At 60.4% G+C, this 14,715-nt stretch carries 14 protein-coding genes; 8 read left to right on the top strand and 6 right to left on the bottom strand.

The features are described from left to right. Position 1: 1 nt before the first annotated feature. Complete coding sequence (locus tag IH404_RS00070; protein ID WP_087945296.1) at positions 2-1,570, bottom strand: phospholipase D family protein; 1,569 nt, start codon at positions 1,568-1,570, stop codon at positions 2-4. Positions 1,571-1,632: 62 nt separating this feature from the next. Beyond that, complete coding sequence (locus IH404_RS00065; protein ID WP_005792475.1) at positions 1,633-3,057, bottom strand: PLP-dependent aminotransferase family protein; 1,425 nt, start codon at positions 3,055-3,057, stop codon at positions 1,633-1,635. A gap of 166 nt (positions 3,058-3,223) precedes the next feature. On the opposite strand from IH404_RS00065, the gene IH404_RS00060 reads away from it, so the two are divergent. After that, positions 3,224-3,448, top strand: a complete 225-nt coding sequence (locus tag IH404_RS00060; RefSeq protein WP_005792474.1) for a DUF1127 domain-containing protein — start codon at positions 3,224-3,226, stop codon at positions 3,446-3,448. Here IH404_RS00060 and IH404_RS00055 read toward each other — a convergent pair whose 3' ends face one another. Then, the gene (locus IH404_RS00055; protein ID WP_005792473.1) at positions 3,449-4,741 is read right to left on the bottom strand and encodes an FAD-binding oxidoreductase; all 1,293 of its coding nucleotides are present in this window, start codon (positions 4,739-4,741) and stop codon (positions 3,449-3,451) included. It abuts the gene before it with no gap. A gap of 115 nt (positions 4,742-4,856) precedes the next feature. Between IH404_RS00055 and IH404_RS00050 the strand changes: the two genes are divergently transcribed. Beyond that, complete coding sequence (locus IH404_RS00050) at positions 4,857-5,210, top strand: YkgJ family cysteine cluster protein (protein ID WP_005792472.1); 354 nt, start codon at positions 4,857-4,859, stop codon at positions 5,208-5,210. Positions 5,211-5,215: 5 nt separating this feature from the next. On the opposite strand, the gene IH404_RS00045 is transcribed toward IH404_RS00050, so the two are convergent. Continuing rightward, positions 5,216-5,704 carry an Lrp/AsnC ligand binding domain-containing protein gene (locus IH404_RS00045; protein ID WP_003176896.1) on the bottom strand — a complete coding sequence of 163 codons (489 nt, stop codon included), beginning with the start codon at positions 5,702-5,704 and terminating at the stop codon, positions 5,216-5,218. Positions 5,705-5,860: 156 nt separating this feature from the next. Here IH404_RS00045 and dadA point away from each other — a divergent pair, with 156 nt between their 5' ends. The 6 genes from dadA (at position 5,861) to IH404_RS00015 (ending at position 11,959) form a co-directional block, all read left to right on the top strand. After that, complete coding sequence (dadA, locus tag IH404_RS00040) at positions 5,861-7,162, top strand: D-amino acid dehydrogenase (protein WP_194439578.1); 1,302 nt, start codon at positions 5,861-5,863, stop codon at positions 7,160-7,162. Next, the gene (locus tag IH404_RS00035) at positions 7,134-7,487 is read left to right on the top strand and encodes a RidA family protein (RefSeq protein ID WP_005792470.1); all 354 of its coding nucleotides are present in this window, start codon (positions 7,134-7,136) and stop codon (positions 7,485-7,487) included. Before dadA ends, IH404_RS00035 begins: the two co-directional genes overlap by 29 nt. A 78-nt stretch (positions 7,488-7,565) precedes the next feature. Continuing rightward, positions 7,566-8,639 carry an alanine racemase gene (gene alr / locus IH404_RS00030; RefSeq protein ID WP_005792469.1) on the top strand — a complete coding sequence of 358 codons (1,074 nt, stop codon included), beginning with the start codon at positions 7,566-7,568 and terminating at the stop codon, positions 8,637-8,639. Positions 8,640-8,755: 116 nt separating this feature from the next. Continuing rightward, positions 8,756-9,304, top strand: a complete 549-nt coding sequence (locus tag IH404_RS00025) for a cupin domain-containing protein (RefSeq protein ID WP_005792468.1) — start codon at positions 8,756-8,758, stop codon at positions 9,302-9,304. A 181-nt stretch (positions 9,305-9,485) separates the two neighbouring features. Beyond that, the gene (locus IH404_RS00020; RefSeq protein ID WP_005792467.1) at positions 9,486-9,902 is read left to right on the top strand and encodes a c-type cytochrome; all 417 of its coding nucleotides are present in this window, start codon (positions 9,486-9,488) and stop codon (positions 9,900-9,902) included. 134 nt (positions 9,903-10,036) lie between these two features. Then, positions 10,037-11,959, top strand: coding sequence for an acetyl-CoA hydrolase/transferase C-terminal domain-containing protein (locus IH404_RS00015; RefSeq protein ID WP_005792466.1), 1,923 nt, complete (start codon positions 10,037-10,039; stop codon positions 11,957-11,959). A gap of 115 nt (positions 11,960-12,074) precedes the next feature. Here the strand turns inward: IH404_RS00015 and IH404_RS00010 are convergent, their stop codons facing one another. Both IH404_RS00010 and rep read right to left on the bottom strand, forming a co-directional pair. After that, positions 12,075-12,647 (bottom strand): xanthine phosphoribosyltransferase, encoded by a 573-nt coding sequence (locus tag IH404_RS00010; RefSeq protein ID WP_005792465.1) that lies wholly within the window; start codon positions 12,645-12,647, stop codon positions 12,075-12,077. A 58-nt stretch (positions 12,648-12,705) separates the two neighbouring features. Then, on the bottom strand, positions 12,706-14,715 hold the full coding sequence (gene rep, locus IH404_RS00005; protein ID WP_005792464.1) for a DNA helicase Rep: 2,010 nt from the start codon (positions 14,713-14,715) through the stop codon (positions 12,706-12,708).

Below are 14,715 nucleotides of genomic sequence, written 5' to 3'. Positions count from 1 at the left end.
CTTAAAGCATGCGTTCCAGGCCAACTGACGTGGCGAACCAGGCATTGAAACGGCGCCACCAACTGCCGGGCTCGCGGGTCAGGGTGTGCAATTGCCCGTTGTCCTCGGTGACCCACACCACATTGCCATCCTGCAATTTCGCCTCGTAGCTCAGCGTCGGCGCCATACCTTCCAGCGCCAGGTTACGCACATGCTCCGCCAGTTCTGGGCTGTCCACCAGTACGCCGACTTCGGTGTTCCACAGCACCGAACGCGGGTCGAAATTGAACGAGCCGATAAATGACTTCTCGCGATCAAAGATCATTGCCTTGCTGTGCAGGCTCGAATCGGAGCCGTAGAGGCTGCCGCGACGAAACAGGTGCGGGCCACTGCTGGCACTGGGGTCGCCTGGTTGTCGGCGCAGCTCATAAAGTTTGACCCCATGCTCCAGCAATGCCTTGCGATAGGGCGCGTAACCGCCGTGCACGGCCGGTACGTCAGTGGCTTCAAGGGAGTTGGTCAGCAAGCTCACCGACACCCCTGCATCGGCCCGACCCGTCAGGTACACCAGCCCGGGCGACCCCGGAACGAAGTACGCCGAAATCATGATCAGTTCACGGCTGACCCCTTCCAGCTCCGGGGCCAATTGGGTGGTGAGCAGCAACTGCGGGTCCGGATCAGCCTTGGCCAGCACCTTGCTCGGTGCGTCCCACAGCGCCTGGTTCCAGGCCCAGATCAGCTCACGGCGCCAGATGTCCATACGGGGTTGGGTCTGATAGGTACGCAGGCGGTTATACAGCGCGTGGTTCTGCTGACGCGATTGCGCCAATGAAGCTTCCAGGCGCCCGCGGGCGACGGCCAGATCGATTTTGGAGGGCATCTTCGAGACAAACTCATCAATAGGTTTGCTCAGTGCGCTGTTCCAGTACTGATCGAAACTGTGACCCAGTTGCTCTGCCACCGGTCCGACGCTGAGCATGTCGATATCGGTGAAGTTCAGGTTGGGCTCGGCGTCGAAATATTCGTCCCCCAGATTGCGCCCGCCCACAATGGCCACGCTGTTATCCGCCAGCCACAGTTTGTTGTGCATGCGCCGATGTTGCAGCGACAGGTTGAATACACGGCCCATGGCGCGTGTAACGCCGGTGCTGCGGCCCAAATGCAGGGGGTTGAACAGGCGAATTTCGATTTTGGGGTGGGCGGCGAGGGTGGCGATGACCTGGTCGAGGCCGTCGCTGGTGGTGTCGTCCAGCAGGATGCGCACACGCACGCCGCGGTCGGCGGCCTTGAGCAGTTCGTCCACGAGCATACGCGTGCTGATGCCGTCGTGAACGATGTAGTACTGCAAATCGAGGCTGGATTGGGCGTTGCGGATCAGCTCGGCGCGAGCCATGAAGGCTTCACTGCTGTTGGGCAGCAAGCGAAAACCCGAGCGCCCCTGGTGCGGCGCCGCCTGGGCCTGGATCGAGCGCCCGAACGAGGAGCCGTTCGCCGGCAGGGCATCGCTGGGAATACGCGGTGAGTCGACCGTGGCGCAGCCGCCCAGGGCCAAGGTGCCCAACAGCAAAAACGGTAATAGCCGTCGAATTATCAAGGGAGCTGCTTCCAGGTCGGGGCGGTTATCGATATATGACGGCCTTTTCCGGCGAAAGGTCAGTGCAGCGTCTCTGCCAGCATTTTGAGCGCGGCGGCGCCGACCTTGCGCACCGCTTCTTCAATCTGCGGGGTTGGCTTGGCGGCGTAGTTCATTCGCAGGCAGTTACGGTACTTGCCGGAGGCAGAAAAGATGCTGCCTACGGCCACTTGTACGCCTTGCTCCACCAACACGCGATTGAGCTTCAAGGTGTCGAAGCCCTCCGGGAGTTCGATCCACAGCAGGAAGCTGCCTTGGGGCCGACTGGCGCGCGTGCCTGCCGGGAAGTAGCGGCTCACCCAGTCGAGCATCAAGTCGCGATTGCGCTGGTATTGCGTGCGCATCCGGCGCAAATGCGGTTCGAAATGGCCGTTTTTGAGAAATTCGGCAATCGCAATCTGCGGCTGGGTGGCGGTAGAGCCGGTGCTGATGTATTTCATGTGCAACACCCGGTCCAGGTAGCGCCCTGGCGCGACCCAGCCAATGCGTAACCCGGGTGCCAGGGTTTTCGAGAATGAGCTGCAGAGCAGCACGCGGCCATCGTCATCGAAGGATTTAATGGTGCGAGGGCGTGGGTAGCTGTAGGCCAGTTCGCCATACACATCGTCTTCGATGATTGCCACGTCATAGCGCTGCGCGAGTGTCAGCAGTGCGCGTTTGCGCGCCTCCGGCATGATGTAGCCCAACGGGTTGTTGCAGTTGGGCGTGAGCTGGATGACTTTGATCGGCCACTGTTCCAGCGCCAGTTCCAGCGCTTCCAGGCTAATGCCGGTGATCGGGTCGGTGGGGATTTCCAGGGCTTTCATGCCCAGGCCCTTGAGGGTCTGCATGGCGCCGTGGAAGCTGGGCGAGTCCACCGCAACAATATCGCCGGGCTCGCAGATCGCCCGGATGCTGGCCGACAGCGCCTCATGGCAGCCGGTGGTGATCACAATGTCTTCAGCGGTCAGTTGGCAGCCGGAGTCCAGCGACAGTCGAGCGATTTGCTCGCGCAATTCCATACAGCCAAGGATGTTGTCGTAATACAGGCCCGGCAGATCCTGGCGCCGACTCACCCGCGCCAGGCTGCGCAGCAAAGGTTTCAGGGTGGGTGACAATACATCTGGCATACCACGGCCCATCTGTATGACGTCTTTGCGGGGTACCGCGCGAATCAGCTCAAGCACCTGGTCCCACTGGGAGATCTCTACCGGTCGTTGGGCCGGGCGGCCTATCTCGGGCAGGGCCGGCAGCTCGCGACCGGCGGGTACAAAGTAACCGGACTTGGGCTTGGGCATCGCCAGGCCGTTGTCTTCCAGCAACCGATAGGCCTGCTGCACGGTGCTCAGGCTGACCCCGTGCTCCACGCTCAAGGCTCGCACCGAGGGCAAGCGATCGCCGGGGCGATAGAAGCCTTGTTCGATGCGAGTGCCGAGCAATTCAGCGAGGTTGACGTAAAGGGTCATGGCGGCCGCTCCTGATAGACCAGTACAGATAGAGGGAAAATACAGGATTCAGCCGTCCATAGGCAGTATCTGTATGGATTTAATAAAAACAGGCTGGATCTGTAATGGTTTTGCCCGTGCCCCCATCCTAGTCACTCAAGGCAACAAGCCAACGAGGGGCAGCAAAATGAACGGCATGAGCGATGTGCGGCTGGCGCTACACAGCCAAGAACTGGAAGCAGGGCAGGAGCGGGCAACGACTGCGCCTGTCGGCAGCCGCTGGAGCCTGTTCTGGCACCGTCGTCACACGCGCAAGGCGTTGCTTACGCTGACCCGCGAGCAGCTGCTGGACGTGGGTTTGACCGCTGAACAGGCGCGCCAGGAAGGCTTGAAGCCGTTCTGGCGCAGTTGATCAGACCAGTTCTTTGAGGCGGTGCCAGAGCATCCCTAGCGCCAGCAGCGGTGAACGCAAGTGTTTGCCACCGGGGAAGGTGATGTGCGGCACCTGAGCGAACAGGTCGAAACGCCCCTGTTGCTGGCCGCTGATGGCTTCGCCGAGCAACCTGCCCGCAAGGTGCGTGGCATTCAGGCCATGACCCGCGTAAGCCTGGGCGTAATACACATTGGGTTGATCCGCCAACCGGCCGATCTGCGGCAGGCGGTTGGCGCCGATGCCGATCATGCCGCCCCACTGGTAGTCGATCTTCACGTCGGCCAGTTGCGGGAATACCTGCAACATTTTCGGTCGCATATAGGCGCCGATATCCTTGGGGTCGCGTCCGGAATAGTGGCAGGCGCCGCCGAACAACAGGCGGCGGTCGGCGGACAGGCGGAAGTAGTCTACCGTCACGCGCTGGTCACACACGGCCATGTTCTGCGGCAGCAGGCGGGTCGCTTGCGCTTCACTCAAGGGCTCGGTGGCGATGATGTAGCTGCCGGCCGGTAGTACCTTGCCACTCAACTGCGGGTTGAGCCCATTCAGGTAGGCGTTGCAGCACAGCACCAGGGTCTTGGCACGTACGTGGCCCTGGGCGGTGTGCACCTTGACGTCGGGGCCGTAGTCGATGCGCGTCACTTCAGACTGCTCGAACAACTTCACGCCCAACTGCTGCGCGGCGGCCGCCTCGCCCAGCGCCAGGTTCAGTGGGTGCAGGTGACCAGAGCCCATGTCGATCATGCCGCCCACATAGCGCTCGGAGCCGATCACGCTGCTCATCTGGCTGGCTTGCAGCAGGCGAACCTCGTGGCGGTAGCCCAGGCTGCGCAGTTCTTCGGCATCTTGCGCCAGGCCCTGCAAATCACGGGGTTTGTTGGCCAGGTCGCAGTAGCCCCAGGTCAGGTCGCAGGGAATCTGGAAGCGTTCTACGCGTTCACGCACGATCTCCACGGCTTCCAGCCCCATCAGCTTCATCTGGCGCACGCCGTCACTGCCGATCACGGACGCGAACTGATCCAGCCCGTGGCCGACGCCGCGAATCAACTGGCCGCCATTACGCCCGCTGGCGCCCCAGCCGATTCTGCGTGCTTCCAGCACCACCACGCTGAAGCCGCGCTCGGCCAGCTCCAAAGCCGTGTTGAGCCCGGAATACCCTGCGCCAATCACGCATACATCGGCGCGCAGCTCGCCTGTCAACGCCGGGTATTCGGGGTGCGGCACGCTGCTGGCGGCGTAGTAGGACGCGGTATGCCGGGCGCTGGCGGTCATGGGGAGCCTCCCTGTTTGGAAAATTTGACGCAGGATACAGCGGTCCGATGAAGCTGTCTGCGCGCTGCGTTTTGCGTCAGAATCCACGCCTATTCGCCGTTGGGTATGTGTTTCGATGAGTTGCAACAGTCAGAAAGTCAGCGCGCTGCGCAGACAGATTCCTTCATTTGAATGTGTTCCGGGTTGCCATGACTGCTGTGGGCCGGTGACCACTTCGCCTGAGGAAATGTCGCGCCTGCCACGCAAGACGGCCGCCGAGCAGGAGGCCGCCATGGATGAGCTGAACTGCGTGCACCTGGGGCCCCATGGGTGCACGGTGTATGACGAGCGGCCACTGATCTGTCGCCTGTTTGGCACCACCAAGACCTTGCCATGCCCCAATGGGCGCCGACCGGTTGAGCTGATTCATCCGCGGGTCGAGAAGCAGATCCACGAGTACATGGCGAGTACCCGGCAAGTGCTGGTCTGACTGAGTCAATCGGGGATCGGCAGGTTCAGGCTCTCCTTCACCTCTTCCATCACGATATAGCTCTTGGATTCGCGCACATGGGGCAACTTGAGCAGGATATCGCCGAGCAACTTGCGGTACGAAGCCATCTCCGAAATGCGCGCTTTCACCAGGTAGTCGAAGTCCCCTGATACCAAGTGGCACTCCAGCACATGAGGCAGTTTCAGCACGGCGCGGCGAAACTCTTCAAAGGTGTCGCCAGACTTGTAATCCAGGCTGATCTCGACAAATACCAGCAGGCTGCCTTTCAAATGCTGCGGGTTGAGCCGCGCGTTGTAGCCCATGATGATCCCTTCGCGCTCCAGGCGCCGCACCCGCTCGGTACAGGGAGTGGTGGACAGCCCGACCTTTTCCCCCAGCTCCGTGAACGAAATGCGCCCGTCGGTTTGCAGGATGCGCAGGATATTGCGGTCGATCTTGTCCAGCTCCCGCTTGGTCTGGGTGTTGGTACGCATAGGGGATACGCCTCTGTGAAAAGGGTTTTTGCCAAGAATTGTCGCCAAATATAGGCATTTATATAGTGAAATGCACTGGTGATTGTTTTTTACACTGCGCCCATCATTGCTCGAATAACACACGTCAGCGGCTAAGCCCGTGATGAGGATATAAAAATGCGCGTTCTGGTCTTGGGTAGCGGTGTCATTGGGGTGACCAGTGCCTACTATTTGGCGCGGGCCGGCTTCGATGTCGTGGTGGTCGACCGTCAGCCTGCCGCTGCCATGGAAACCAGTTTCGCCAACGCCGGCCAGGTGTCCCCTGGCTACGCCTCGCCATGGGCCGCGCCGGGTGTGCCGCTCAAGGCGATCAAGTGGTTGCTGCAGCGCCACGCGCCGCTGGCGATCAAGGCAACCGCCGATATCGATCAATACCTGTGGATGGCGCAGATGCTGCGCAACTGCACGGCCAGCCGCTATGCGGTGAACAAGGAGCGCATGGTGCGCCTGTCCGAGTACAGCCGCGACTGCCTCGACGAATTGCGTGCCGAGACCGGCATTGCCTACGAAGGCCGCAGCCTCGGTACGACCCAGCTGTTCCGCACCCAGGCCCAACTTGACGGTGCCGCCAAGGATATCGCGGTGTTGAAAGAGTCCGGCGTGCCGTTCGAATTGCTTGATCGCGCCGGTATTGCCCGCGTTGAACCGGCCCTGGCCAGCGTCACGGATATCCTCGCCGGTGCTTTGCGGCTGCCGAACGACCAGACGGGCGACTGCCAGATGTTCACCACGCGCCTGGCCGAGATGTGCAGGCAGTTGGGCGTTGAGTTCCGTTTCGAGCAGGACATCCAGCGCCTCGATTACGCCGGTGATCGCATTAACGGTGTGTGGATCGACGGCAAGCTGGAAACCGCCGACCGCTATGTACTGGCCCTCGGCAGTTACTCGCCGAAGCTGCTCAAGCCACTGGGGATCAAGGCGCCGGTCTACCCGCTCAAGGGCTACTCGCTGACCGTGCCGATCACCAACCCGGCAATGGCGCCCACCTCGACCATTCTCGATGAGACCTACAAGGTCGCGATCACCCGTTTCGACAACCGTATTCGTGTCGGCGGCATGGCTGAAATAGCCGGTTTTGACCTGTCGCTGAAGCAGCAAAGACGTGAAACCCTGGAGATGATCGTCAACGACCTTTATCCTCAGGGCGGCGATTTGGCCCAAGCCAGTTTCTGGACCGGTCTGCGTCCGACCACACCCGACGGCACGCCGATTGTCGGTGCCACCCCATTCAAGAACCTGTTCCTGAATACCGGTCACGGCACGCTCGGCTGGACCATGGCCTGTGGTTCCGGTCGTTTGCTGGCCGACCTGATGGCAAAGAAAACGCCGCAGATCAGCGCCGCCGGCCTCGATATTTCCCGTTATGGCAATCACCAGGAGTCCGCACAACATGTCAATCCAGCGCCAGCTCACCAATGAGCGCATGAGCCAGATCGTGGTTCACAGCGGTACCGTGTATCTGGCCGGGCAAGTCGGCGACGACCTGAGTGCCGGGATTGAACAGCAGACCCGTGAAACCCTGGTCAATATCGAGCGTTTACTGGACCTGGCCGGTACCGACAAGTCCAGGTTGCTGTCGGTGACCATCTACCTGAAGGATATCGACGCCGACTTCGCCGGCATGAACGCGGTGTGGGACAAGTGGCTGCCCAAAGGCGTCGCCCCGGCCCGTGCCACGGTTGAAGCCAAATTGTGCGAGCCGCAAATCCTGGTAGAGCTGTCCGTCGTGGCGGCGCTGCCTTAGCAACGATCCCTCTCCCGGCGCCGACGTTGTTGGTCGGCACCGGTTTTTCTTCACCTTGCTGCCTAGAAGCCTGCCGCCATGCGTCCAGCCCGTGCCCTGATCGACCTTCAAGCCCTGCGCCACAACTACCAATTGGCCCGTGAAGTCACGGGGGCCAAGGCGCTCGCCGTGATCAAGGCGGATGCCTACGGCCATGGTGCCGTGCGCGTGGCCCAGGCACTGGAAACCGAAGCCGACGGGTTTGCCGTGGCATGCATCGAGGAAGCCCTGGAACTGCGTGCCGCCGGCATTCGCGCGCCGGTGCTGTTGCTGGAAGGCTTTTTTGAGGCGGACGAGTTGCCGCTGATCATCGAACAGGATTTGTGGTGTGTGGTGCATTCGTTGTGGCAGCTTGAGGCCATCGAACAGGCCAAACTGAGCAAACCACTGACCGTGTGGCTCAAGCTGGACTCGGGCATGCACCGTGTCGGCTTGCACCCCAAGGATTATCAAGAGGCTTACCAGCGCCTGCTGGCCAGCGGCAAAGTCGCGAAGATCGTGTTGATGAGCCATTTTGCCCGCGCCGATGAGCTCGATTGCGTCAGCAGCAACGAACAAGTCACGGTATTCGAAGCAGCTCGCCAAGGCTTGGCTGCCGAAGTCAGCCTGCGTAACTCCCCATCTGTATTAGGCTGGCCAGGCGTGGCCAGCGACTGGGTACGCCCTGGCATCATGCTCTACGGCGCAACGCCATTTGGCGAAGACCAGGCCTTTGCCGCACGGTTGCAGCCGGTGATGACCCTGGAGTCCAAAATCATTTGTGTACGCGAACTGCCGGCTGGCGAACCCGTGGGCTATGGCGCCAGGTTTGTCACGCCCAAGCCGATGCGCATCGGAGTGGTTGCCATGGGCTATGCCGACGGTTACCCCCGCCACGCGCCAACCGGTACGCCGGTGCTGGTGGCGGGCCAGCGCAGCCAACTGCTGGGGCGCGTGTCCATGGACATGCTGTGTGTCGACCTCACCGACTTACCCCAAGCGGGCCTTGGCTCAACCGTGGAGTTGTGGGGCAAGAACATCCTCGCCAGTGACGTCGCCACTGCTGCCGATACCATTCCGTACCAGATTTTCTGCAACCTGCGCCGGGTGCCAAGGCTCTATTGCGGCGCTTGATGGCCGGGTACGAATGCAGCTGCCCGGGATTTAGGCCCAAGTGTTGTAAATACTGAACGCTGTCGCCATGATAACGCTCAATTACAACAAAGCCTGAATCCTAGGAGGCTCCTGCATTGGACGTCGGCGAACGACTGCAATCCATCCGTAAACTCAAAGGTCTTTCCCAGCGCGAGCTTGCCAAGCGCGCGGGCGTCACCAACAGCACCATTTCGATGATCGAGAAAAACAGCGTCAGCCCCTCGATCAGCTCCCTGCGCAAGGTGCTGGGCGGTATCCCCATGTCCATGGTCGAGTTCTTTTCCGAGGAGATCCTCCAGGAAATACCGACGCAGATCGTCTATAAAGCCAATGAGCTGATCGACATCTCTGACGGTGCCGTCACCATGAAACTGGTGGGCCGGGCGCACCCGAGCCGGGCTATTGCCTTTCTCAACGAAATTTACCCGCCAGGCGCCGACACGGGCGAAGAAATGCTCACCCATGAGGGCGAGGAGACCGGGATCCTGTTGGAAGGTCGCCTGGAATTGGTGGTCGGTCTTGAAACTTTTGTGCTCGAAGCTGGCGATAGCTACTACTTTGAAAGCACCAAGCCCCATCGTTTTCGCAACCCGTTCGATGTGCCGGCGCGACTAATCAGCGCAGCCACGCCCGCGAACTTTTAACAAAAGAGGCGCCCTGCCAGCGTTGCAGAGGCTCCCATAGCTGTATCCGTGTGGCCGTATCTCCCTTTATTTAATAGGGTTGTTTCGGCAGCCCGGGCTAACCGTTATACTTTCGCCGCCTGCGAAACCGTGGCCGCAGGCGTGAATAGCCACCATTGAGGGTGAACGCGTGAACCTAATTATGAAAATGCTGGCTGCACCAGCAACCGTACTGGCCCTATGGGCTGTCAGCGCTCAAGCTGCGACCAATGATGACATTGCCAAGCGCCTGGAGCCTGTGGGCCAGGTTTGCGTCCAGGGCCAGGAGTGCAAGGGCATGGAGGTCGCTGTGGCAGCGGGTGGTGGCGGTGGTGCGAAAACGCCGGATGAGGTGATCGCCAAGCACTGCAATGCGTGCCATGGTACCGGTCTGCTGAACGCGCCGAAGATTGGCGATACGGCCGCGTGGAAAGAGCGCGCCGATCATCAGGGCGGCCTTGATGGCATCCTGGCCAAGGCCATCACCGGTATCAACGCCATGCCCCCTAAAGGCACGTGCAATGATTGCTCGGATGACGAGCTTAAGGGCGCTATCCAGAAGATGTCAGGTTTGAAATAAGCTTAAGTTCGCCAAAAAGCCGCTTGCGAGCGGCTTTTTTGTGCTCGCGATTTGTGTTTCGACGCTGTTCATTGCAGCAAAGACCCGGCAAGCTCGGTCCAACTCCAATTCATGGAATGTTCGGGAGCAGTCCGATGGTGCAGTTGTGTTCAATCGAGCAAGCAGTTGACGACGTACTGGCGCGGTTGCCGGCGCATATCCACATGGGCATGCCGCTGGGTCTTGGCAAGCCCAATCTGTTCGCCAACGCGCTGTACCGGCGTATTGCCAAACTGCCGGAGCGGGCGCTGACGATCTACACCGCGTTGAGCCTGGGCCGCCCGACGATGGGCGATGGCTTGCAGAAGCGCTTTCTCGAACCGTTCATCGAGCGGGTGTTCGGTGACTACCCCGAGCTGGATTTCCTCGCAGACCTGCACAAGGACAGCCTGCCGCAGAATATCCAGGTCAAGCAGTTTTTCATGCAGCCCGGCAGCCTGCTCCATAGCGCCTCGGCGCAGCAGGATTACGTCAGCAGCAACTACAGCCATGCCGCCCGCGACATCAACGCCGCCGGCCTGAACCTGGTGGCGCAACTGGTTGCCAGCAGCGCCGAGCATCCTGATCGCCTGAGCCTGAGCTGCAACCCGGATATCACCCTCGACCTGCTGCCGATGATCGCCAAGCGCCGCGAAGCCGGGGAAACCATCCTCGTTGTCGGCCAGGTCCATAGCGATTTGCCGTACATGCCCGGCGACGCCGAGTTGGGCATGGACGCGTTCGACTACCTGCTCGATGAAAAAGACAGCAGCACATTGTTTTCCACGCCGAACATGCCGGTGGGCTTCCAGGATCATTTTATAGGCCTGCACGCCAGCACCCTGGTACGTGACGGCGGCACCTTGCAGATTGGCATTGGCTCCATGGGCGATGCGCTGACTGCCGCCTTGCTGGCGCGCCAGGCCGATAACGAAGCCTATCGATTGCTGCTGACGGACCTGGATGTGTATCAGTGGGCGCCGTTGATCAGCCGTGAGGGCGGTGTCGAACCTTTCGCCCGTGGTCTTTACGGTTGCAGCGAGATGTTCGTCAACGGCCTGTTGGTGCTGGCGGATGCCGGGATTGTGCGGCGCAAGGTCTACCCGGATGTGGCGACCCAGATGCAGGCCAACGCAGGCACCCTGGACGATGCGGCGCAACCCGATGGCGTGTCGATCCATGGCGGCTTCTTTCTAGGGCCGCGCAGTTTTTACCAGCGCTTACAGGAAATGACCCACGCCAAGCGCCTCGAATTCAACATGACCGGCATCAGCTATATCAACGAGCTGTACGGCCAGGAAGAACTCAAGCGGCTGCAGCGCCTGGATGCGCGATTTATCAACAGCGCGATCATGGTCACATTGCTCGGTGCCGGCGTGGCCGACCAATTGGAAGACGGTCGCGTGCTCAGCGGTGTGGGCGGGCAATACAATTTCGTTGCCCAGGGGCATGCGCTGGACGGTGCGCGTTCAATCCTGATTTTGCGCAGCTGGCGGGAGTCGGCGGGCGAGGTCAGTTCCAATATTGTCTGGGAGTACGGCCACTGCACCATTCCCCGGCACCTGCGGGATATCGTCATTACCGAGTACGGCATTGCCGACTTGCGCGGGCAGACGGATGCCAAGGTGATCGAAGCGCTGCTCAATATCACAGACTCGCGTTTCCAGGGCGACTTGATTGAGCAGGCACAAAAGGCCGGCAAGCTGCCCAAGGACTTCCAGCTGGATCCGCGCTTTGCGGACAACACGCCGGAACGCCTCCAGGCGATTCAGGCCAAGCATCGACGGTTGTTCCCGGAATACCCGTTGGGCAGTGATTTCACGGATGAGGAGCGGGACTTGTTGCGAGCGTTGAACTGGCTCAAGAGCAAATTCAAGCTGACGGAGATTCTGGAGTTGGGCAAGGCGGCACTGGATGCACCGGAGCCGCAGGCGTATCCCGAGCATCTGGTACGGATGCGTCTGGATAAGCCGGAGGGGTTTAAAGAGGATTTGTATCAACGGTTATTGCTTGCTGGGCTACAGGCGACCGCCCGCTGACAGGCAACACAAATCAAATGTGGGAGCTGGCTTGCCTGCGATGAGGGCCTGACAGTCGACATCTCTGTCGTTTGACACTCCGCTATCGCAGGCAAGCCAGCTCCCACACGTTGATTTAGTCGATGAAGGTCACGATACCACCCGCCAAGGACTTCACCCGCGCCAGCGACTCAACCCGATAACCCTGCGCATCGAGCTCCGCACGCCCACCCTGGAACGACTTCTCGATCACGATCCCCAAGCCGGCCACGGTAGCGCCGGCCTGTTTGATGATCGAAATCAGCGCCTGGGACGCTTTGCCGTTGGCCAAAAAGTCATCGATCACCAGCACGCGGTCGCTGCTGGTCAGGTGGCGTGGGGAGATCGCCACGGTGCTTTCGGTTTTCTTGGTGAAGGAATACACCGTTGCCGACAGCAGGTTTTCCGTCAGGGTCAACGACTGCTGCTTACGCGCGAAGATCACCGGTACACCCAGGTTCAGCCCGGTCATGATCGCCGGTGCAATACCTGAGGCTTCGATGGTGACGATCTTGGTGATCCCCGAATCCTTGAACAGCGCGGCGAATTCGTCGCCGATCAGTTTCATCAGTGCCGGGTCGATCTGGTGGTTCAAAAAGGCATCGACCTTGAGAACCTGATCGGAAAGCACGATGCCTTCTTCGCGAATTTTCTTGTGCAGTGCTTCCACGGAAAGCTTCCTCTGATGGCGCAACAGGCGCCGAAAGTAGATTAAAAAGTAGTCGATTCTAGCGCTTTAGCATCGCGCGTATATCCGCCAGGGCGGTGTTGCCGCGCACGGCCTTCACCTCGGTGGGGGTGTCGTCATTGCCTTCCCAGGCCAGGTCGTCCGGCGGTAGCTCGTCAAGGAACCGGCTGGGGGCACAATCGATGATTTCGCCGTATTGCTTGCGCTTGGCGGCAAAGGTGAAGGCCAGGGTCTGACGTGCGCGGGTGATGCCCACGTAGGCCAGGCGCCGTTCTTCCTCGATGGTGTCGGCTTCGATGCTGGAGCGGTGCGGGAGGATTTCCTCTTCCATGCCCATGATGAACACGTAAGGAAACTCCAGGCCCTTGGAGGCATGCAAGGTCATCATCTGCACGCCTTCGGCACCGTCTTCCTCTTCCTGCTGGCGTTCGAGCATGTCACGCAGCACCAGCTTGCCGATGGCGTCCTCGACGGTCATTTCGCCGTCTTCGTCTTTTTCCAGGGTGTTCTTCAGCGCCTCGATCAGGAACCAGACGTTGCCCATGCGGTAATCCGCGGCTTTGTCGCTGGAGCTGTTGGTGCGCAGCCAGTTTTCATAGTCGATGTCCATGACCATGCTGCGCAGGGCGCTGATCGGGTCTTCGCCGGCGCACTGTTCGCGCACCTTGTCCATGAAGCGCTTGAAGCGTGACAGGCGATCGGTGAAGCGCGTGTCCAGATGTTCGCCCAGGCCGATTTCGTCGGTGGCGGCATACATGGAAATCTTGCGTTCGGTAGCGTAGTTGCCGAGCTTTTCCAGGGTAGTGGAGCCGATTTCCCGGCGCGGTACGTTGATCACGCGCAGGAAGGCGTTGTCGTCGTCCGGGTTCACGATCAGCCGGAAGTAGGCCATCAGGTCTTTTACTTCCTGGCGTCCGAAAAAGCTGTTGCCGCCCGACAGGCGATACGGCACCTGATGGTGCTGCAGTTTCAGCTCGATCAGCTTGGCCTGGTAGTTGCCGCGATACAGGATCGCAAAGTCGCTGTAGGGTCGGTCAGTGCGCAGGTGCAGGCTGAGGATTTCCACGGCCACGCGTTCGGCTTCGGCGTCTTCGTTGCGGCAGCGGATCACGCGGATCTCATCGCCATGGCCCATCTCGCTCCACAGTTGTTTTTCAAACTCGTGGGGGTTGTTGGAGATCAGCACGTTGGCGCAACGCAGGATGCGGCTGGTGGAGCGATAGTTCTGCTCCAGCATCACCACTTTCAGCGACGGGTAGTCCTCCTTGAGCAGCATCAGGTTTTCCGGGCGGGCGCCGCGCCAGGCGTAGATCGACTGGTCGTCGTCGCCCACCACGGTGAACTGGTTGCGCGTACCAATCAGCAACTTCACCAGCAGGTATTGGCTGGCGTTGGTGTCCTGGTATTCGTCCACCAGCAGGTAGCGCACCTTGTTTTGCCACTTCTCCAGGATGTCCTTGTGTTCCTGGAACAGCTTGACCGGCAGCAGGATCAGGTCGTCGAAGTCCACTGCGTTGAACGCCTTGAGCGTGCGCTGGTAGTGGGTGTAGACGATGGCGGCGGTCTGCTCCTTGGGGTTGCGTGCAGCTTCCAGGGCTTCGGCGGGCAGGATCAGGTCGTTTTTCCATGAGCCGATCATGTTCTTGATTTCGTCGACGCCGTCGTCGCCTGCGTATTCCTTCTGCATGATGTCGGTCATCAGGGCCTTGACGTCGGTCTCGTCAAAGATCGAGAAGCCGGGCTTGTAGCCCAGTCGCACATGCTCCTTGCGGATGATGTTCAGGCCCAGATTGTGGAAGGTACACACCGTCAGGCCGCGGCCTTCGCCGCCCTTGAGCAGGGTGCCGACCCGCTCTTTCATTTCCCGCGCCGCCTTGTTGGTAAAGGTCATGGCGACGATGTACTGGGCGCGGATGCCGCAGTTCTGGATCAGGTGCGCGATCTTGCGGGTGATCACGCTGGTCTTGCCGGAGCCGGCGCCGGCGAGCACCAATAGAGGGCCGCCGACGTAGTTCACGGCTTCTTGCTGCCGGGGATTGAGTCGGGACAT

The organism is Pseudomonas sp. OST1909 (genome assembly GCF_015277575.1).
GTDB lineage: Bacteria > Pseudomonadota > Gammaproteobacteria > Pseudomonadales > Pseudomonadaceae > Aquipseudomonas > Aquipseudomonas synxantha_A.
This window is presented reverse-complemented; position numbering and strand designations above follow the sequence as displayed.